Origin of the sequence: Staphylococcus sp. ZWU0021 (assembly GCF_000798895.1) — a bacterium.
Classification (GTDB): Bacteria; Bacillota; Bacilli; order Staphylococcales; family Staphylococcaceae; genus Staphylococcus; species Staphylococcus saprophyticus.
In genome coordinates, this window is sequence record NZ_JTLN01000005.1 from 251,794 (window position 1) to 269,728 (window position 17,935).

Below are 17,935 nucleotides of genomic sequence, written 5' to 3' on the forward strand. Positions count from 1 at the left end.
TGATGATGGCGTATAAGGAAACGTGCAACTTTCAAGAACAAGCGTTTTAATAAATTGTTACCAGAAGAATTAACTGAATGATTTATAAAGCATTCAATGGTAGATTTCTACCTACTTACATTATACTACATAAATCATATTATAACAATACTATTTTATAAGTTATTTATTTTGTATTAACAGATATTAATTCTATCTTATCAATGTTCCCTATCGTTGTATTATCCATCCCTATTTTACTTGCATAGCTTTGTACTGATACCGATTTTTTATTCTTGGCTATATCTACTAATTCTTGTAATCCTTCGCCTTTATCTTCAACTTTATCCACCTGAATACCAAAGCCAATATATTCTTCATTAATAACAGTAAGCACGCCCTTATCTTTACTATTAGCAACGAATGAATTCTCACTGTTATTCAATACTATGTTTATACCGTCAGTATCTTTAAAGTTTTTGAACACCCTTCTTGTAAGTGAACCATTCTTATAATTAATACTAGAATTTGCAACACCATCGGACGTAGCTATTCCAACTTTCGTATTTGAATATAGTGGTTTTAAAATAATAGTATTTTTCTTTTCATCAAACCCTAATGCGTAATCTTGTTCTAATGGACTTAAAACTGTGTAACTCATTTAAATTCCCCCTACCATTTTTTATTTCCGTTGTTAAATTCTGAATCTGCGCGACCATTAATGTTAAATAACTTCTGTTCAAATTTATTAGCTATTATTCTAGGGTCTGTATTAGTTCTAAATGGATCATCAACTAAACTTGTATTACGTTGTAAACTTAATCTCCATTGGTCAGGATTACTGATTGCTGTGTTCAAATAATTGCGTCTTGTTGCTCTACGCATAGCTTCCACTTTGTTAGCTGCAATCTTTTCATATACTTCATATGCACCATTTAATTTATCATTGAACTCTTGAATCAATTTGTCATTCGTATTACGTAATTCATTTACTTCCTTATCGTATGCATCGTTAAATGATTTAATATCTTCATCTAACAATTTATGATTCACATCTTCACTTTGTTCATGTAATGCTACAATTTCATCTTCTAGTTTGCCTTGTTCCTTTTTAAGTGAAGCAATCATTGTATAGTCGTTTTCATCACGGTAGTGAGACATCTTATAATCAAACTCTTTAAGTTTGTCAGTTACTTTAATCTTTTCCAGTGCCACATGTTTCTTATTTTCTACCTTTGGTTCAATTACCTTATTGAATACTTCGATTGATTTTTCATTTACTTTAGCCATTTAAAAAACTCCCTTATTTTTTAGTTATAAAATCTTTGTATGTTTTAATTTTTTTACTACTTTTCATATCTTTGATACTTTGTTTAATTTCATTAATATCATCTTGCTTAGATACATAATGCTTGATTACTGTATCTAAATAACTATCTGATACATTACTTATATTAGTTGGTAGTCTTGCAACAATTTGATTAACCACATCTCTATACCACATGTGCAAATCCCCTTTAAATATTATAGATATAGAAAATCTCTAATATCTTTAATTAATTTGGAATTACATAGAATTAAATGAATATACTATTAAAGTTTCTTGATACTACGTTCACTTATTGGATAAAACCAATTTAGATCATCAGCACTTTTAGGCTTAAATCCAGCTAATGCCATCGCTTCTTTCATGTTACTGTTTGATATATAAAAACCGTACGGCTCACATTCAAACATATGCTTTAAGTTATAACTAGAATAGTTTTCATTAACTGATTTTATAGGCTCTAACTGTTTACACCACATTAAGACTGTTTCGAGTTCCTGCATTGTCATATCGTTAAAATCAATTGCGTTAAAGCCTAAATCGTTATCTGCCATATATTGATGTAGTTCATCATCGGTAAAATTAAATACTTCACGAGGATATTCTGTAATCATACGATGTACATTATTATTAGTTGTTACTGTTCCATATCTATTGCCACTGTTGTATAGGTATCTCATTTTCTTAATCTCCTTTTTGTCCTTTACTTAACTTAGTTCGTGCACAAAAACGCCACTTCGTGCACAACATGCACAGTTCGTACTCACTTCTAAACCATACTCTCGCAAGGGGTTAGGTGCTTTACTGTGCACGAGTGCATGGAATTTCAGAAATTACTTCATATTTATTAATGTCCTATTTCTTTTAGTTATTTATATATTAACTTTTGAAATTTTAAATATTCATGCACAGTAATAGCTATAAACCCTGTAGTATCAACGGTTTAAAGGTGAGTATGAGTTAAAATAATTCATGCACAGTAGTTTATAAAATTCTGACTGAATATTGTTTGAACGCTGTTATATCAAGCTAATTTAACTGTGCACGAATTTTTGTTTATTTTGCTATTTCATGCACAGTTTCATGCACAGTTCATTTATACAGCTTTTAATTTTGTATTTATATATGAATTTTTCTGTTCACCATGTGGCAAAAGTGTAGGCTCAAAATAACCCACTTTGCCTTGCAAATCATTTACTGAATAGTATCTAGGTCTTTCAACTTTCCAACTTTTATCAAGATATCTTTCAAAACTTTTGTAAAATTTTCTTTCAGAAAGTGGTCTATAACCACCATGCTCACAAAATAGTTTATATCTGTAATAAACAACTGCTTTAGGTACTTTATCAATCTTCCATTTATCAAACTCTGTGACTTTAAAATCATATACTGGGTCATTATCTTGGATATATTCTTCTAATAATTCAGCTGACACTTTAGGCACTATAAACTTATTAAAGTTTAAATTTATAGCTTTGTTGAGTACATATTCGAGCACCTTTTTATCAGCGAGATATTTTTCTTTGATATCTGGATTTTCTTTACTTCCATTGAAGTCTGCATTGAAAGGCACAATTAAAAGTCGTCTATTCGTACCACCAGTTTTATTTTTAAATTTAGGCATACCATTAGTCGATTGGATTACAGTACATCTAAAAACTGCACGATATGGCTGTTTTTTCTTAATATTAACTAGAACAGGATCTCCAGTAACAACACTATTAAAATTAGAGCTATCCTCAATATTCACACCTACGGGAACATCATCACCAATCACGAGTGTTTTCCCTTCTAAAACACTCATTTTAAATTCTTGATCAAATTCATTAACTTTAAGACTTGCTACGTTATCGAATCCGATTAAGTTAGTAAGAAGTGTCTGGAAAGTTCCTTTGGCATTATTACCATCACCAACTAGGAATATCGCTTTTTTACGTGTATAGTTTCCATTTAACGAATCATTTATAACTTGCAATAATAATGTGAAAACTTCCCTATCACCACATGCGACTTCATCTAACCAATTATCAAAAGTCCAGCCATTAATTACTGGTGGTTTAGGATTATCTACATAATTCGTTGAAATCTTTGTAGTAAACACATAGTTAGGTGTATAAGATTCCAATTTCATAGTTTTTCTATTAAATACACCATTATTAACTGGTATTAAATGAGGTTCGTTTGTTTTGTCTACAACATCTACCATATTAGTTAAATGATATATAACTTCTTGTGCTTTCATCTCATTATGTCTAGGTTCTAACCAAGAAATAATACGTTTAATAATTGCAGCATTCTGTGTGTAGATACCTTTTTCACTTTGATACATTGCCAATTTTGTATTTTCTTCTAAATCAAATATTACGAATTTTATTACATCGTTGAGCAGTACGGCACATCTATTTGTACCAATTGTTTGTGGTGCTCTACCTGATGCTTCACCGTTCTCTTTTGCTTTCTCAAATTCAGCCTTCATAAACGCTAATTCTTCTTTACGTATTAATGAGATTGTATATCTAAGTGATTGACCTGTACCTCTCGAATTAGGTTCGTAAATGGTTTCTTGATTTGCAATTGCTGTATCTAACTCATTATTTCCCCATGTTGAATTGCCACGGTATTCGTCCCACTTATCGGTAAGGTTATTGTATGTTAAAAATATCCTCTCCATTTGTGCCTTATCTCTACCAGTATAAAAAGCTAATACTCTTAATAGACTTTGTACTGCTTCACTTGGGCTTTCAAAAATATCTTCGTAATCACCAGCAAGTAATTTTTTATATTTACTTTTTTTAGTTATCATTTTAACGATTTCATTATCGGTAAAAATACTGCTTCCAGTTTTAGTAATGTTTAAGTTTTGTTTTTTAGGTTCTACTTTAAAAAAACGTTCTACTAAATTATCAATAACACCTTGATCATCGCTAATTTCTGAACCACCAATAGTGAAACCTGTAAATGTCATAAATCTACTTGTGTGATACAGTTCTATATCTAAATCAGTACGTTTACTTTTTCGATTTTCTGGTAAAGTGCCTTTGAAAAAACAATGTAAACCAGTGCCACTAGGGCTTAATTCACAATATGTTAATTCAACCATTTCAAATCCTAAATCTGTCTGTAACTGATGTGTATCAGCATCTACTGCGTTATCAATATCAAGACAAATATATTTACTTTCTTCATTTAATATAAAACCTATGCCTTCGTAATCATTACTACTTTCATAAAGTGAATAAACATCTTGAAAGTTACTCCAAGTATCTTTATTTGTTGAGCTAGCTTTTACACCGTTTACTTGATAAGGTACTTTTTTGTATTCTTGACGGCTATTATTCCATTCAGCTCGCCACAAGACCCATTGATTTAATTGTTTAAGCTCATTCGGTATTTCTAATTCATCTACATCTAATATTGAATCTTTGGTTTTTATAGCCATCAAATCCCCCTCTTGTTGTTTTTGTAGATACATACTGTAATTTTTGCTATAATAAGATTTATAAAACTTTCTTAAACATTCAATTTTCTAAGCGTTATCTGTTGAGTTTGCCGACTGTACAGATGCGCTTTTTTCTTGCTTAATATTCGTTTGAATATCATCGTGCATATTTTCAATATCTCTTCTAATTGCTAATAACGTGCTTTCAATTACATAATTTTGCTTAATGTTGTTATTAATCATTTGATAAGCGATTGTCTGATTACTTTTCATTGCCCATTCTCTATCATCTTTTAATTGTTCATCTTCTAAACCAATGTAATCTAAAATACTTTGTACCTTATTCATCAAATCTGCATATTCCACTGTTTCTTCTACTTTTTCTGTGTATAACATTATTCCATTTCCTCCACTTCAATATTTCCTACAATGTAATCTAATGCCCATTCCAATATTCCAATTATGTGGCCTTCACGATCAGTCGTATAATCTGAATTACCTATATCATCAATAACACTATAACTATAAACTTCTTGTGTCTCATTCATAACATCACTTAGTGTATTAACCACTTCGTTGATAATTTCATATTCTTCAGTGTTAAATTTCAAACAGCTAACGACGTTAAATAACTCTTTATGAACTAACTTTAAAATATGTTCATAAAATGCTGTATCGTTATAACGATAATCAGTAATTGAATGAAATCTATCTTTAGCCGATAAAAATACTTCTTTATCTTTTTCATCTAGCACCTTCTCTAATACCTTCACTACTTTTGATAATTGGTATTTTTGTTTTAGCTTCATCTTACTCAACCTCCATTTTTTTTAATGTAATTCCTGATACTGCCATAATTCCGTAAAACGTAAATGCGACAAAAATATCTGTTAGTACGCCAATAAATAAAGTGGCTATAATTAGTAGTAACATGTAAATCACATAGTTTTTCAATTCACTAACCTCCTTATTGTCCTACTGTGATTGAATTACTGAAAAGTTCATCAATACTCATTCCATATAATTCTGATAAAATCTTTGCTTCGGGCAGAGTAAAGTTGGCTTTACCTGATTCTTTTAACTGATAGCGTTGTGGCGATATACTAAGTTTCTTTGCAATAGCTTTTTGAGTATCACCTTTCTCACGTCTTGCAATGTATAACATTGGATATGCTAAGTTTGTCATTTTATTTCCTCCTTATTAACATGTTTGTATGTTATTTCTTGATATAAATATATCATACAATTGTTATATATATTTTGTCAACTCTATATTATGATTTATGTTCAAAATAACATGTAAACGTGTTATTATTTTATAGAAGAGGTGAACAAATATGATTAAATTCAAACTAAAGGAAATTATGGAAGATAAAAACATAAAAATAAGTGATCTCAATGAATCTACTGGAATATCTAGAAATTCATTAAGTTTATTAATAAACGGAAAAAGTCGAGGGGTTCAATTTGAAACTTTAGAAAAAATTGTTAGTGCTTTAGATATTAATATTGGTGATTTGTTCGAAAAAACTTTTAATAACTTAGAAATAGTTTTACATAATACTCAAAAAATAACGGGAGCTAGAAGACAGCCGTATGATAACGCAAATGAAAAAAGCAAATCTCCTAGTAAGACAGAAAGATTTGCTTTAGAATGTACAATTTACGAAGATGATATTGTTAGAAAAGGCTTTATTCCATATAATTTAAATTTAGAAATTAACCCAAAACCACAATTAATTGTTGACATTGCTTTAAATTATAGTGAGTTTTATAGTTTTTTCAGAACTTTATTTGAAAATGACAGAAGATTATCTTATATATTTTATGATTATTTTGTAAAAAAAGTATTGTTTAATGAAAAAGAAAAAATTGAGTTAATAAAAAACACATTTGATATAAACCTAGATTATATCCATTCTAGATTATCGGGTGGAGGGAAAGAAGCATATATTTTTGTTTATGTAGATACAACTGAAGAAAGTAATAAAACTATAGAAGATGTATTGAATGAACTGAATACCTCAAATATATTCACTACCGAATACACAGACTCTATAAAAATATACAGTAAATAATTTTTTAATAATAAGTAGGTGAATCACCATGCAACACGACCTAAAGCTTTCCCACAACATCTATAAAGATGCTAAACGTGGTACATATTACTTCCGTATCACATACTATGATAAGACGAATACACGTCAATTTATTACACGAAAAGGGTTTAAACAACGTAAGGAAGCAGTTAAAAAATGTAATGAAATAATGGATGGAATTGAAGGAATAGGTAAAATTAATCAGTTACCTTTTGATAAGTTGGTAGAGGAATATATTGATTGGTATACAGCTAGAAGAAAATCATCAAGTGTAAAAGCATTAAAGACACATGCTAACAATCATCTATTACCTTTTTTCAAATCTATGGACGTATTCAATATTGATACTAAAATGATTATGAAATTTCAAACACAGAAATTAAAAGAAGGTCATTCTGGAGATTATTTAAAAAAGATGCATGTATTTTTAGTTTCTATATTGAACCATGCTATGAAGTATCATGATCTAAAACAAAATGTTGCATCATTAGTAGGAAATTTTGAAATTGAGACACAGAAACGCTTAAATTATTGGACGTTGGAACAATTCAATCAATTTTATAATATGCTGCCTAATTTGCAACAAAAAGTATTCTTTAAGCTATTGTTTTATAGTGGCGCACGTAAGGGAGAAATTAGAGCGCTCATATGGGACGATGTAAACTTTGACGATGATTATATCCACATAAACAAAACGGACTATCACGGTGAAGTGACAGCCCCTAAAACGAAAGCAGCCACACGTGATATATACTTACCTACTCACATGATGGACGACTTACGAAATTATTTAACTTGGTATAAAGAGAATAACATTTATAAAGAAAATTATGTATTGTTTGGTACCTTCTTTAAGGCACTAAGTGAATCTACGATTGATAGATGGTTCACTGGTACATTAAAAGTATTAGATGATACCTTACCAGATGGTGAAACTTTCCCACGTATTGTAATACATGAGCTAAGACATTCTCACGCATCTATGCTAGTCAATCATGGTGCTAGTCCTATGATAATAGCGCAACGATTAGGACATTCATCTACAGAAGAAGTCACATCACGCTATGGTCATTTATATCCTAGTACACAGAAAGAAATAATAAAATATTTATGAGGTGTTTAATGTGAATAAAGCAAAAATTTTAGTTATTGGTAAAAATTCTTATAATCCTTCCAATAAAAATTATTCAAATATGCAAATAGATGATTATCCTACTGACAATGTAGCTTTTTTTCCATATAAAAAAGCAAAGAATTATAATTTATATGAATTGACAACTTATAGAAGAATTATAGGATTTATTAAGAACAAAAAATTCAAAGAAACTGAATTTAATAAACTACCTACTCCCAAGACTTTAGCAAATGATTTTAAGGAAAAAGGTGTATATTTTATTAATGCACTAGAGTTTGACTTAGACGGTTTTACTATTCAAAGTGAAAACAAAAAGAACAAATTATTATTTGATTCATCTACTAAAATCCTATGTTTTGGCACTCATGCTATTGATAAATTTGAAGGATACAACAATGTTCATAACTTCCCACATCCCTCGCCTTTAAATAATAATGAATTTTGGGAAAATTACGATGATAAATATAGTAAAAAAAAATATGATTTCAATTATAAATTTGATCAAAATTACTTACCGAACACCCTAAAATAAAGGGTGTTTTTTTATTTACTGTGCATTATCTGTGCACTTTCTGTGCACTCCAAAATAAAAAGCCCTCAACCACAATGGTTGAGAGCTCTATAGTGGAGACGGCGGGATTCGAACCCGCGTCCAGAGGTTCTGATACTAGCACTTCTACGTGCGTAGTCTATCAATGAGTTTCGCATAATGGGAGGTGATAGACATCCGTCATTATGCTAGTTTGATTCATCTCTTCTAGGCAGACTTCAAACGGCAGTGCCTAGCGTATCCTACTAAAGGTTGAATCGCGTTAACAGCACATAGGAGATGCTGTTAGGCGATGCAGAGTGCTATTACGCAGCTACTGCGAAATTATTGTTTTCTTTGCCAGTTATTATAACTGTGTGTGTTAGTGACGGAGACAGCCCTCCGACACGCTTAACTAGCTCATGGAACCCCTGTCGAATCCAAAAACGCCCCCTGAATAATATTAAATGTACTTTCTGGTAGGCTGTATCTGTTACAGCGCTTTTTCAGAAAGCACATATTATATTACCAAAGATTCATATCTTTGGCAATATATCCGCTTAATAACGGGCTTTCATCTCTCTAGCTACATCACGTTGTACTGCTTTTTCTTTTAATGCTTGACGTTTGTCGTATTTTTTCTTACCACGTGCAACGCCAAGTAAGACCTTACAGTGCCCATGTTTGAGATAGAGTTTCAAAGGTACGATAGAGTAGCCAACTTCACGTGTACGCTCACCTAACTTCGCTATTTCACGTTTGTGTAGTAAGAGCTTACGTGAACGTCGTGGATCATGGTTGAATCTGTTACCTTCTTCATATGGCGCAATGTGCATATTGTTTAGAAACATCTCGCCACGATTCACTTGCGCATAACTATCTTTAAGGTTTGCACTACCACGACGAATTGACTTGATTTCTGTTCCTTGTAACACAATGCCCGCTTCAATCGTATCTTCTATATTATAATCATGTCTGGCTTTACGATTTTCTGCTAGTGTTCCTGGTGATTTTTTCTTTGGCATTGAGTTTCACCTCTTCGTTGAGTTATTTTTTCTTCTTACGTGCTTTATTTTTTACATTTTTATCTTTATAAAATGGTTTATGCTTTGTGTTGCCTTTACTTTGGTCGCTTTGACGTTTGTTTTTACCTTTACGTTGTTTCTGTTTAGTACGTCCACGTCCGCCTTTACCATTTTTATCATCTTTAGATTTATCCGATGAATTGCCACGTGGTTTGGCTTGGATGGTCTTACCACGTGATGGTCTTTGACCGCGATCTCTATTTGGTATTGGCATACCGACGATTTGGAAATCAATCATACGTTCATCAACATCTACGTTAATGACTTTAATTTGGACAGGGTCACCGATGCGGAATACTTTCGCTTGGCGTTCACCTATCATTGCCATTTGACGTTCATCAAAATGGTAATAATCATCCGTCATATTAGATACATGCACCATACCTTCAATAGTGTTTGGTAATTCAATAAACATACCGAAATTCGCAACTGAACTAATAATCCCTTCGAATTCTTCGCCAATATGTTGCACCATGTATTCTGCTTTTTTCAATTCATCTGTATCACGTTCTGCTTCGATTGCTCTACGTTCTCTTTGAGACGTATGTTCAGCAATTTCAGGTAACAATGCTTCCCATTTATTTTTTTCTTTTCTATCCATGGATTGTTCAATAATATATTTGCGAATTAATCTATGAACAATTAAATCGGGATATCTACGTATAGGTGACGTGAAATGTGTATAGTATTCAGCTGATAAGCCAAAGTGTCCTAAGTTCACATCATCATAACGTGCTTGTTGCATTGAACGTAACATCATTGTTGAAATCACCATTTGTTCTGGTTGACCTTCAACTTCTTGTTGAATTTTTTGTAAAGTAGACGGGTGAATATCTTCACCTGTACCTTTGATCATTAATCCAAAATTAGTCACGAAATCAAAGAATTGACGTAAGCGCTCTGATTTAGGTTGTTCATGGACACGATAGATAAATGGTACTTCTAAACGATCAAAATGTTCCGCGATAGTTTCATTAGCCGCTAACATAAATGATTCAATTAAGCGTTCGCCTTCACCACGTTGTCTCATTTCTACATCCGTTGGGATACCCTCTTCATTAACAAGTACTTTAGCCTCATTAATATCAAAATCGATTTCACCACGACGTCTTCTCATATGGATTAAGCGCTGAGATAAATCTTGAGCTAAATCTAACATCGGTGTGACTTCACTATATTGATTACGTGTTTCCGTATCTTGATCTGTAATAATTTCATTTACTTCATCATAAGTCATACGATAATTAGAATGTATCACACTATCAAAGATTTCATGGTCTACAACATCGCCACGTTCATCTATTTCCATTTGGCAACTTAATGTAAGTCGGTCCACTTGTGGATTTAATGAACATATACCATTACTTAGACGGTGTGGAATCATCGGTATCACTCGGTCTACTAAGTAGACACTTGTTGCACGACTGTATGCTTCTTTATCAAGCGCTGAATCTTCAGTTACATAGTAACTTACATCAGCTATGCTGACTGTTAGTTGTGTATGACCATTGCTTAACTTTTTAACACTAATCGCGTCATCTAAGTCTTTAGCATCTGCACCATCAATGGTAATCGTTAGTTCATCGCGCAAATCGCGACGACCTTCAATTTGTGATGGCTCGATATGATCTGGTACTGCTTCAGCTTCTGCGAGCACATTGTCAGGGAATTCAATTTCGATACCATGTTGATAGATGATAGATAGAATATCTACACCTGGGTCATTCTTATGGCCTAAAATTGCCGATACGATACCTTCAGGATTATCTGTACCATCTGCGTATTTCGTAATTTGTACGAGTACTTTATGTCCATCTACTGCACCTAAATTTTGACCTTTAGGAATAAAGATGTCTTGCATAATACGTTTATCATCTGGTAACACAAAGCCGAAGTGACGTGCTTCACTATAAGTACCAACGACTTGTGTGACTGAATGTGTTTCAATCGTCTTAACTTCACCTTCTAATTTCCCTTTGTGTTCACCTTTAGATTGATGTACTTCCACAAGGACAGTATCACCATCCATGGCTCTATTGATTTTCGTTGGTGGGATGAAAATGTCATCCATATCCTCTTCTTCAGGACGTAAGAAAGCAAAACCTTTTTTATTTTGACTTAACTTACCTTTGATTAATTTGGATTGTTTGGCATTGTTAGATGCTTTACGTTGATATCTATCTGTTTTTGTACGTTGAATCAAACCTGTTTGTTCTAATTCAACAAGCACCTTGATTAAATCTCTAAATGAGTCGGCACTATTTAAACCTAATGCATCTTGAAAATCAGACACAGACATGGGTTCATAATCTGGTTGTTTAATTATTTCTTCAATGGATTGCTTTAAATTCATTATGCCCCTCCTTTCTATTTTTAAATACTTCTAAATTTTTAATTCGACCAATCTAATGATTCTAAGAAATTGTATACGTCTTCGAATACTAATTCTTTTTCTTTATCAATTGTAATGACATGTCCTGAATTCGCATACCATTTGATATCTTTTTCATCAGATTCGCTCTCATTGTATATAACATTTGCAGAATCTGTATTAATCATTTGATCTTGTTCTGCTTGGACAACTAATAATGGATCCATTACTTCATCTATGTGATTTCTGACATCCTGTATTTGTCCTTGTAACTCTTTTAAAGTGTCTGTAGGTTTAAATTTTGCCATTTCTTTTTCAATGGTAGCTTCATCTTTACCTTCATACTTTTTAAAATTACGCGCATATTCTAGAACACCGTTAAACATAGACCCTTCCGTCTTAATGTACATAGGTGAACACATTGTTATAATACCCTTTACATCTCTGTTTAAGCTTAATTTCAACGCATAACATCCACCAAGTGACAATCCTGCAACAACGATTTCATCATAACCTTTGTCTACTAAGAAATCATAGCCATCTAGTGCATCTTTAAACCATACAAATGGACTTGAACTTAATATTTCTTCAGGTGGTGCTGCATGTCCTTCATATTGTGGTGCATACGATGTGTAGCCTTTCTTCTGCAAGTAACGCCCTAATTGTCTCACATCTGAGGAATTCCCTGTAAAGCCATGTAACAGTAACACAGCTCTATTACCTTCTTCAAAGAAGAATGGTTCTGGAAGTTTAATCTGCATTGTGTTTCAATCCTTTCGCTTATGCTTTAGTACGTGTCGTTTATTTAAATTCACCTTTTATTTATCTCAATTATTTTTAAAAGCTATATTAACTATTATAAATAAAAAAGCCCGACTTTAACATTGTCGGACCTTATAAACCAAAATAACTTATGCCTAACATTAACAAGAAGAAAATGACAGACAATACAATTGTTAATCTATGCAAGAATAAATCAATACCGCGTTGCTTTTGTTTACCAAATAACTGCTCGGCGCCACCACTAATTGCGCCTGAAAGTCCATTACTTTTACCTTCTTGGAGTAATACAACAGTTACTAATGCAATACAATCTAAAATCAAAAGTACCATTATTAATGTATGCATGAAAATTGTCCTCCATTCATTATATACGAAACGCATTATATCATACGTTTGTCGTCTTTAGCAAACTTCTATCTATTGAACGTGCTTTTACGTTTAATCGAAACAATTAACATATAAACAGCTAACACAAATGATAAAACGAGTACCAGTGTTAAAGGAATGATATTCACGCTAGATTTGATATCTAATATCGCGCCATAAACTGCACTAATGTTAATTAAATTATACAATATTTGTGATACGAATACCGCAAACATAAACCACCATAAATAGATATGTCTGTTCCAGATTGCGAAGATACCTGCTAAATTCGCAAAAATATACATTATTCCTGTAAATTGGAAACTGTTTTTAATTGTACCCACAGCATTTTCAGATGTTGTCTGTCCGCTATTTGATAATAGTTGTTTAATAACACTATCATCTAAAACTACGAATAAATGTATAACATAAAGAATCGCAATGATGACTGAACTATATGCAATCAGATGAGCCGTTTTAATTTCTTTAGACTTAGGTTTTACTTCCATAATTCGTTAAGACTCCTTCTTTATTTTACATCTTTAATTATATCAGTTTAATTGTAAAAGATGAACAATTTAAGTTAATCATCATTATAAAGTAACACGCCGAGTTCATTCGCTTCGTATGATTTATGTATTTGTCTCAATAAATTTATACTTTTTAAAATGAGCAAGTCGGACTGTAGTCAGTGGCTCTATGGATTGCCTATTAGAACAGCAATATGATACTTCAAATATAAAAGTCTAAGTACCACAGAATAAGCGATAAAAATCATTACTTTTTAATTTATTTATTAACTTATTAGGCAGTAATTTGGATCGACTCGAGCATGAAAACACTATACGAAGACTACGGGCCGTATCTGTATCCACGAAAAGCGAGTACAAAAACGAGCACAAAAAAACTGCCAACAAAATCGGTGACTTTGTTGGCAGTTTAACACAGATCCTCAATAATCTGCGTTTAGCGCGTGAACTCTTAAATTTTTATGCTGTATTATTTAGATAAGTTATAGAAAGATTTAAGTCCGTCGAACTTACCTGTTTCGTATAATTCATCTTCAATGCGTAATAATTGGTTGTATTTCGCAATACGGTCAGTTCTTGATAATGAACCTGTTTTAATTTGACCTGCATTTGTAGCAACTGCAATGTCAGAAATTGTAGTATCTTCTGTTTCACCAGAACGGTGAGATACAACTGCTGTGTAGCCAGCTTTTTGAGCCATTTCGATAGCGTCAAATGTTTCAGTTAATGTACCGATTTGGTTAACTTTGATTAAGATTGAGTTACCGATACCTTTTTCAATACCTTCAGATAATTTAACTGTGTTTGTAACGAATAAATCGTCACCAACTAATTGTACTTTATCACCGATACGATCAGTTAATACTTTCCAACCATCCCAGTCATTTTCGTCCATACCGTCTTCGATAGTGATAATTGGGTATTTGTTAACTAATTCTTCAAGGTAATCAACTTGTTCTTCAGCTGAACGTTTCGCACCATTTTCACCTTCGAATTTAGCGTAGTTGTATACACCATCTTCAAAGAATTCAGAAGAAGCACAGTCGAAGCCTAAGAATACATCTTTACCTGGCTCTAAACCAACGGCTTTAATAGCTTCTAAGATTGTTTCAACAGCATCTTCAGTACCTTCGAATTTAGGAGCGAAACCACCTTCGTCACCTACTGCTGTTTCTAAACCACGATTTTTAAGGATTGATTTTAAGTTGTGGAAGATTTCTGCTCCCCAACGTAATGATTCTTTGAATGATTCAGCGCCTACTGGCAACACCATAAATTCTTGGAATGCGATAGGAGCATCAGAGTGAGAACCGCCGTTAACGATGTTCATCATTGGTACTGGTAATTGTTTACCATTAAATCCACCTAGGTATTTGTAAAGTGGTTGTCCTAATAAATCAGCTGCTGCACGAGCTACTGCAATAGAAACACCAAGAATAGCGTTAGCACCTAATTTACCTTTGTTTTCAGTACCGTCTAATTGGATCATCATTTTATCGATTGAAACTTGTTCTAATACTGAAAATTCACCTTCAATAAGCTCTGGTGCAATAATTTCGTTAACGTTGTCAACTGCTTTCGTTACACCTTTACCTAAGTAACGTGATTTATCTCCGTCACGTAATTCTACTGCTTCATGTTCACCAGTAGAAGCACCTGATGGTACTAATGCGCGTCCGAATGCACCACTTTCTGTTAATACTTCTACTTCAACTGTTGGGTTACCACGAGAGTCAAGGACTTCGCGAGCGTAAACATCTGTAATAATTGGCATGTTTATAATCTCCTTTATAAATAAGTAGTTTAGAAATATTAAATTTCATCTTCATTATAGCTTTAAATACTATAAATACAAAGTAATTTAATTCTCTTGTGTTGTTTATAAGCAACTAACCATTTTAATGAAAATATCTCATTTTCGAAATCGTTAGCTTCTCAATCTTGCTCAAAGCGATCAAACTTTGATTAGTGATTAATGAGTGATTCACCAGTCATATCTTCTGGTTGATCTACATTTAATAAATCTAATAATGTTGGTGCTAAATCACCAAGACGACCCGTTTCACGTAAAGTAACGCCATCTTTTGTCACAATGACTGGAACTGGGTTTGTCGTATGCGTAGTCATTGGTTGATCATCATCTGTAAGGACCATGTCTGAATTACCGTGATCGGCAGTAATGATTGCATGACCGCCCATTTCAGTAATTTTATCAACAACTTCGCCTAGACATTCGTCCACGGCTTCAATTGCTTTAATTGTTGGTTCTAACATACCACTGTGTCCAACCATGTCTGGGTTAGCAAAGTTTAAAAGAATTAAATCTAAGTCACCTTTATTTAATTCTTCAATTAAAGCATCTTTAACTTCATATGCGCTCATTTCAGGTTTAAGGTCATAGGTTGCGACTTTAGGTGAATCGATTAAACGGCGACGTTCACCTTCAAATTCTTCATTACGACCACCACTCATGAAATAAGTCACGTGAGGGAATTTTTCTGTTTCAGCAATACGTAATTGTTTAAGTCCGTTATCTTGTGCAACTTCACCGATTGTATTCGTTAAATCAACTTTTTCAAAAACAATCTCTGCATTCACGTTATCATTATATTTAGTAAACGTTGCATAAAATAAGTCGTTGATTTGTTCTACTTTAAAGCCTTCGAATGCTTTATCAGTAAATATTTCAGAAAGTTGTCCAGCTCTGTCAGGACGGAAGTTATAAAAGATGACTGCATCACCATCATTGACACCTTCGTTTTGGTCTTGGACGATAAATGGTTCAACAAATTCATCTGTTAAATCTTTATCGTAATTCGCTTCGACACCTGCTTTAGCAGATTCGAATGTTGTTCCACCAAAATTGCGGATAGCATTGTATGCTTTTTCTTCTCTGTCCCAACGTTTGTCACGATCCATTGCGTAATAACGACCTGATACAGATGCGAATTGACCAATACCTAGTTCTTTAAACTTCGCTTCAGTTTCTTCAATATATTTTAATGCTGATTTTTGATCAACGTCACGTCCATCTAAAAAGGCATGAACATATACTTTTTCTAAACCTTGTTTTTTAGCTAAATCTAATAACGCGAAAAGGTGTTTGTAATGACTGTGTACGCCACCATCTGATAATAAACCAAAAACATGTAGCACTGAATCATTTTTCTTAACATGATTGATTGCATTGTTTAATACATCATTTTCAAAGAAATCGCCGTCTTCAATAGATTTATTGATACGCGTTAAACTTTGATAAACGACACGTCCAGCGCCAATGTTCATATGCCCAACTTCTGAATTACCCATTTGACCTTCTGGAAGTCCAACATCTAAACCACTAGCTTCGATTTGAGTAGTTGGATACTTACTGTAATAGCGATCAAAGTTAGGTTTATTAGCTAGTTTCACAGCATTACCGTGTTCGCTCTCTCTGTTTGCAAAACCATCTAAAATAATTAATGCAGTTGGTTGTTTAGCCATATTATTTTGCACCTTCTAACAATTGTACAAAATCATCCACTTTAAGTGATGCGCCACCTACAAGTGCACCATCAATGTCTGATTCTGCCATGTATTCTTTAATGTTGTTAGGTTTCACACTACCACCATATTGAATACGTGTTGCGTCAGCTACAGTTTGACTTGATAATTCTGCAACTGTTTGTCTTACGAATGCACACATTTCATTTGCATCTTTAGCAGTTGATGATTTACCAGTACCGATTGCCCAGATTGGTTCGTAAGCAATCACAAGTTGTTGTAATTGTGCTTCAGATAAACCCTCTACAGCTTTTTTAACTTGGTTGCCAACAACTTCATTAGCTTTACCACTTTCACGCTCTTCATCTGTTTCACCTACACAAACGATTGGTGTCATACCGTGATTGAAAATAGCGTGTGCTTTTTTGTTAATTTCTTCATCTGTTTCATGGAAGATTTCACGACGTTCGGAATGTCCGATAACGACATATTTAACGCCTAGGTCTGCTAATGCAACTGGAGATGTTTCACCAGTGAATGCGCCGTTATCTTCAAAGTAAGCATTTTGAGCACCGATTTGTAAGCCTTGTGCTTTACCATCATTTACTAAAGTAACTAATGCATCTAATTGAATTGTTGGTGCACAAATTACTGATTCTACTTCTTTTGTATCAGGTAATGTTGGTAATTCATTGATAAAATCTTTTGCTTCTTTAACTGTTTTATTCATCTTCCAGTTACCTGCGATAATTGGTTTTCTCATTATATTACACTCCTATTAGTAATTTATGATTAAATGTGTTGCCACT

20 protein-coding genes and 1 other RNA gene are annotated in these 17,935 nt (G+C 33.0%); 3 read left to right on the plus strand and 18 right to left on the minus strand.

The features are described from left to right. Window positions 1-166 precede the first annotated feature (166 nt). The 9 genes from L987_RS01905 to L987_RS01940 all read right to left on the minus strand — a co-directional run bounded on the left by L987_RS01905 (window position 167) and on the right by L987_RS01940 (window position 5,931). Window positions 167-640 carry a hypothetical protein gene (locus L987_RS01905; RefSeq protein ID WP_047502643.1) on the minus strand — a complete coding sequence of 158 codons (474 nt, stop codon included), beginning with the start codon at window positions 638-640 and terminating at the stop codon, window positions 167-169. Between the two features lie 11 nt (window positions 641-651). Continuing rightward, window positions 652-1,269, minus strand: a complete 618-nt coding sequence (locus L987_RS01910; protein ID WP_047502646.1) for a hypothetical protein — start codon at window positions 1,267-1,269, stop codon at window positions 652-654. A gap of 13 nt (window positions 1,270-1,282) precedes the next feature. After that, window positions 1,283-1,483 (minus strand): hypothetical protein, encoded by a 201-nt coding sequence (locus tag L987_RS01915; RefSeq protein ID WP_047502649.1) that lies wholly within the window; start codon window positions 1,481-1,483, stop codon window positions 1,283-1,285. Window positions 1,484-1,572: 89 nt separating this feature from the next. Beyond that, a complete protein-coding gene (locus L987_RS01920; protein ID WP_052190932.1) occupies window positions 1,573-1,986 on the minus strand; it encodes a hypothetical protein in 414 nt (137 codons plus the stop codon). 416 nt (window positions 1,987-2,402) lie between these two features. Continuing rightward, entirely contained in the window at window positions 2,403-4,745 is a 2,343-nt protein-coding gene (locus tag L987_RS01925; protein WP_047502652.1) for a phage/plasmid primase, P4 family, read from the minus strand. 87 nt (window positions 4,746-4,832) lie between these two features. After that, window positions 4,833-5,141 (minus strand): hypothetical protein, encoded by a 309-nt coding sequence (locus L987_RS01930; protein ID WP_047502655.1) that lies wholly within the window; start codon window positions 5,139-5,141, stop codon window positions 4,833-4,835. Beyond that, window positions 5,141-5,554, minus strand: a complete 414-nt coding sequence (locus L987_RS01935) for a hypothetical protein (RefSeq protein WP_047502658.1) — start codon at window positions 5,552-5,554, stop codon at window positions 5,141-5,143. Before L987_RS01935 ends, L987_RS01930 begins: the two co-directional genes overlap by 1 nt. A gap of 1 nt (window position 5,555) precedes the next feature. Further along, window positions 5,556-5,699: a hypothetical protein gene (locus L987_RS13870; protein ID WP_197050268.1), complete on the minus strand. Its 144-nt coding sequence runs from the start codon at window positions 5,697-5,699 to the stop codon at window positions 5,556-5,558. A 13-nt stretch (window positions 5,700-5,712) separates the two neighbouring features. Then, the gene (locus L987_RS01940; protein WP_047502661.1) at window positions 5,713-5,931 is read right to left on the minus strand and encodes a helix-turn-helix transcriptional regulator; all 219 of its coding nucleotides are present in this window, start codon (window positions 5,929-5,931) and stop codon (window positions 5,713-5,715) included. A 151-nt stretch (window positions 5,932-6,082) separates the two neighbouring features. Here L987_RS01940 and L987_RS13245 point away from each other — a divergent pair, with 151 nt between their 5' ends. Genes L987_RS13245 through L987_RS01955 form a run of 3 tightly spaced genes read left to right on the plus strand, consistent with a single transcriptional unit; the run spans window position 6,083 to window position 8,511 of the window. After that, window positions 6,083-6,823: a helix-turn-helix domain-containing protein gene (locus tag L987_RS13245; RefSeq protein WP_052190934.1), complete on the plus strand. Its 741-nt coding sequence runs from the start codon at window positions 6,083-6,085 to the stop codon at window positions 6,821-6,823. 28 nt (window positions 6,824-6,851) lie between these two features. Further along, window positions 6,852-7,958, plus strand: coding sequence for a tyrosine-type recombinase/integrase (locus tag L987_RS01950; RefSeq protein WP_047502664.1), 1,107 nt, complete (start codon window positions 6,852-6,854; stop codon window positions 7,956-7,958). A 10-nt stretch (window positions 7,959-7,968) separates the two neighbouring features. Continuing rightward, window positions 7,969-8,511 (plus strand): hypothetical protein, encoded by a 543-nt coding sequence (locus tag L987_RS01955; RefSeq protein ID WP_047502667.1) that lies wholly within the window; start codon window positions 7,969-7,971, stop codon window positions 8,509-8,511. A 90-nt stretch (window positions 8,512-8,601) separates the two neighbouring features. Here L987_RS01955 and ssrA read toward each other — a convergent pair. The 9 genes from ssrA to tpiA form a co-directional block, all read right to left on the minus strand. Next, window positions 8,602-8,962, minus strand: a transfer-messenger RNA (tmRNA) gene (gene ssrA, locus L987_RS13365). 106 nt (window positions 8,963-9,068) lie between these two features. After that, window positions 9,069-9,533: an SsrA-binding protein SmpB gene (gene smpB, locus L987_RS01960; RefSeq protein ID WP_011303579.1), complete on the minus strand. Its 465-nt coding sequence runs from the start codon at window positions 9,531-9,533 to the stop codon at window positions 9,069-9,071. 22 nt (window positions 9,534-9,555) lie between these two features. Continuing rightward, window positions 9,556-11,946, minus strand: coding sequence for a ribonuclease R (gene rnr / locus L987_RS01965; protein WP_011303580.1), 2,391 nt, complete (start codon window positions 11,944-11,946; stop codon window positions 9,556-9,558). A gap of 38 nt (window positions 11,947-11,984) precedes the next feature. Beyond that, window positions 11,985-12,725 carry an alpha/beta hydrolase gene (locus tag L987_RS01970; RefSeq protein ID WP_047502670.1) on the minus strand — a complete coding sequence of 247 codons (741 nt, stop codon included), beginning with the start codon at window positions 12,723-12,725 and terminating at the stop codon, window positions 11,985-11,987. A gap of 133 nt (window positions 12,726-12,858) precedes the next feature. Continuing rightward, the gene (secG, locus tag L987_RS01975) at window positions 12,859-13,092 is read right to left on the minus strand and encodes a preprotein translocase subunit SecG (RefSeq protein WP_011303582.1); all 234 of its coding nucleotides are present in this window, start codon (window positions 13,090-13,092) and stop codon (window positions 12,859-12,861) included. Between the two features lie 68 nt (window positions 13,093-13,160). Continuing rightward, window positions 13,161-13,622, minus strand: coding sequence for a hypothetical protein (locus tag L987_RS01980; RefSeq protein ID WP_011303583.1), 462 nt, complete (start codon window positions 13,620-13,622; stop codon window positions 13,161-13,163). Window positions 13,623-14,112: 490 nt separating this feature from the next. Further along, window positions 14,113-15,417 (minus strand): surface-displayed alpha-enolase, encoded by a 1,305-nt coding sequence (gene eno / locus L987_RS01985; protein WP_011303585.1) that lies wholly within the window; start codon window positions 15,415-15,417, stop codon window positions 14,113-14,115. A 191-nt stretch (window positions 15,418-15,608) separates the two neighbouring features. Further along, window positions 15,609-17,126 (minus strand): 2,3-bisphosphoglycerate-independent phosphoglycerate mutase, encoded by a 1,518-nt coding sequence (gene gpmI, locus L987_RS01990; protein ID WP_011303586.1) that lies wholly within the window; start codon window positions 17,124-17,126, stop codon window positions 15,609-15,611. 1 nt (window position 17,127) lies between these two features. After that, window positions 17,128-17,889 (minus strand): triose-phosphate isomerase, encoded by a 762-nt coding sequence (tpiA, locus tag L987_RS01995; RefSeq protein ID WP_041079695.1) that lies wholly within the window; start codon window positions 17,887-17,889, stop codon window positions 17,128-17,130. Window positions 17,890-17,935 lie beyond the last annotated feature (46 nt).

What these genes read in the sequence shown, in the direction of transcription:
- L987_RS01905 (WP_047502643.1), bottom strand. Translation starts at nt 640, where the DNA reads ATGAGTTACACAGTTTTAAGTCCATTAGAACAAGATTACGCATTAGGG.
- L987_RS01910 (WP_047502646.1), bottom strand. Translation starts at nt 1,269, where the DNA reads ATGGCTAAAGTAAATGAAAAATCAATCGAAGTATTCAATAAGGTAATT.
- L987_RS01915 (WP_047502649.1), bottom strand. Translation starts at nt 1,483, where the DNA reads ATGTGGTATAGAGATGTGGTTAATCAAATTGTTGCAAGACTACCAACT.
- L987_RS01920 (WP_052190932.1), bottom strand. Translation starts at nt 1,986, where the DNA reads ATGAGATACCTATACAACAGTGGCAATAGATATGGAACAGTAACAACT.
- L987_RS01925 (WP_047502652.1), bottom strand. Translation starts at nt 4,745, where the DNA reads ATGGCTATAAAAACCAAAGATTCAATATTAGATGTAGATGAATTAGAA.
- L987_RS01930 (WP_047502655.1), bottom strand. Translation starts at nt 5,141, where the DNA reads ATGTTATACACAGAAAAAGTAGAAGAAACAGTGGAATATGCAGATTTG.
- L987_RS01935 (WP_047502658.1), bottom strand. Translation starts at nt 5,554, where the DNA reads ATGAAGCTAAAACAAAAATACCAATTATCAAAAGTAGTGAAGGTATTA.
- L987_RS01940 (WP_047502661.1), bottom strand. Translation starts at nt 5,931, where the DNA reads ATGACAAACTTAGCATATCCAATGTTATACATTGCAAGACGTGAGAAA.
- L987_RS13245 (WP_052190934.1), top strand. Translation starts at nt 6,083, where the DNA reads ATGATTAAATTCAAACTAAAGGAAATTATGGAAGATAAAAACATAAAA.
- L987_RS01950 (WP_047502664.1), top strand. Translation starts at nt 6,852, where the DNA reads ATGCAACACGACCTAAAGCTTTCCCACAACATCTATAAAGATGCTAAA.
- smpB (WP_011303579.1), bottom strand. Translation starts at nt 9,533, where the DNA reads ATGCCAAAGAAAAAATCACCAGGAACACTAGCAGAAAATCGTAAAGCC.
- rnr (WP_011303580.1), bottom strand. Translation starts at nt 11,946, where the DNA reads ATGAATTTAAAGCAATCCATTGAAGAAATAATTAAACAACCAGATTAT.
- L987_RS01970 (WP_047502670.1), bottom strand. Translation starts at nt 12,725, where the DNA reads ATGCAGATTAAACTTCCAGAACCATTCTTCTTTGAAGAAGGTAATAGA.
- secG (WP_011303582.1), bottom strand. Translation starts at nt 13,092, where the DNA reads ATGCATACATTAATAATGGTACTTTTGATTTTAGATTGTATTGCATTA.
- L987_RS01980 (WP_011303583.1), bottom strand. Translation starts at nt 13,622, where the DNA reads ATGGAAGTAAAACCTAAGTCTAAAGAAATTAAAACGGCTCATCTGATT.
- eno (WP_011303585.1), bottom strand. Translation starts at nt 15,417, where the DNA reads ATGCCAATTATTACAGATGTTTACGCTCGCGAAGTCCTTGACTCTCGT.
- gpmI (WP_011303586.1), bottom strand. Translation starts at nt 17,126, where the DNA reads ATGGCTAAACAACCAACTGCATTAATTATTTTAGATGGTTTTGCAAAC.
- tpiA (WP_041079695.1), bottom strand. Translation starts at nt 17,889, where the DNA reads ATGAGAAAACCAATTATCGCAGGTAACTGGAAGATGAATAAAACAGTT.